At 63.8% G+C, this 1,255-nt stretch carries 1 protein-coding gene; it reads right to left on the reverse strand.

Features of this window, described 5'->3' with window-relative positions; genetic code table 11:
• Positions 1-27: 27 nt before the first annotated feature.
• A protein-coding gene (locus AX729_RS12500) for an IS3 family transposase (protein WP_152343783.1) occupies positions 28-1,196 on the reverse strand; the annotation gives its coding sequence in 2 pieces (ribosomal slippage) (positions 28-908 and positions 908-1,196; 1,170 coding nt in all).
• Positions 1,197-1,255: the final 59 nt, after the last annotated feature.

The raw sequence follows: 1,255 nt of genomic DNA on the forward strand, positions 1-1,255 counted from the left end.
TGATCTTCCCCCGATAAAGTGGACGGGTTAAGCGGCTTTTAGCTCCATCTCGATCGGGGGGATATATCCGAGTGCGGAATGGAGCCTTGTCCGGTTATAGAATCCTTCGATGAAGCTGAAGATATCGCGCTGGGCCTCAGTGCGGGTCTTGTAGTTGCGATGATGGACGAGCTCGGTCTTCAGGGTATGGAAGAAGCTTTCCATCGGGGCGTTGTCGTAGCAATCGGCCCTGCGGCTCATTGATGCCGTCATGCCGGCCTCCATAAGGGTGCTGCGATAAGCGTGCGAAGCGTATTGCACACCCCGGTCGGTGTGACAGATCAATCCGGCCTGCGGCCGCCGCTCCCGGATTGCCATCGTCAGGGCTGCGGAGGCGAGCTCGACCTGCATGTGATCGCGCATGGCCCAGCCGACGATCTTCCGACTGAACAGATCCATGACGGCGGCCAGATAAAGCCACCCCTCGGCGGTCGGGATGTAGGTGATGTCGCCGAGCCAGACCCGGTTCGGGGCTTCCGCCGTGAAGTCGCGCGCGACCAGGTTCGGTGCGATCGGCAGGTCGTGACGGCTGTCGGTGGTGCGCACACGGCGTGGCTTTGCGGTGATGGCGCGGATGCCATGCCGGCGCATCGTCCGCTCGATCCGGCCGCGGCTGGCGCTGCGTCCCTGCCTGCGCAGAGCGGCATGGACGCGGGGACTGCCGTAGCGGCCGCTGCTGTCCTGATGGACCTGCCGTATCTCGGCCAGCAGCGCGGCATGGGATTTTGCCCGCTCGCTCACGGGGCGGTCGCGCCAAGCGTAGTAGCCGGCCGGCGAGACCTCGAGCACGGCGCACATCAGCCGCACCGGATAGGTGTTGCGATGGTCCTCGATGAAGCGAAAGCTCATGTTCGGGTTCCGGCAAAGATCGCGATCGACTTTTTTAAAATGTCGCGTTCCATCCGCAGCCGCTCGTTCTCCTGGCGCAACACGGCGAGTTCCGAAGCCTGGTCCGCCGACATCGGCGTCGCCTGCGTGGTGGGGCGCCACGCCGCCGATGCCGGCTCGCGCCGGAGCTTATCGACCCAGCGCCGCAGCACTGAGTCGCGCAGACCGAGCTCCTTGGCTACCGACCCGATCGAGCGGCCGCTCGACACCACCAACCCCGCCGCCTCGCGCTTGTACTCTTCAGTAAACGACCGACGTGCACGTTCCATTCAACACCTCCAGGCTCAACGAGCCTACTACAGGTGTCCACTCATTCGGAGGAAGTTCA

Origin of the sequence: Bradyrhizobium sp. CCH5-F6 (assembly GCF_001556045.1) — a bacterium.
In the GTDB taxonomy this organism is placed as follows: domain Bacteria; phylum Pseudomonadota; class Alphaproteobacteria; order Rhizobiales; family Xanthobacteraceae; genus Bradyrhizobium.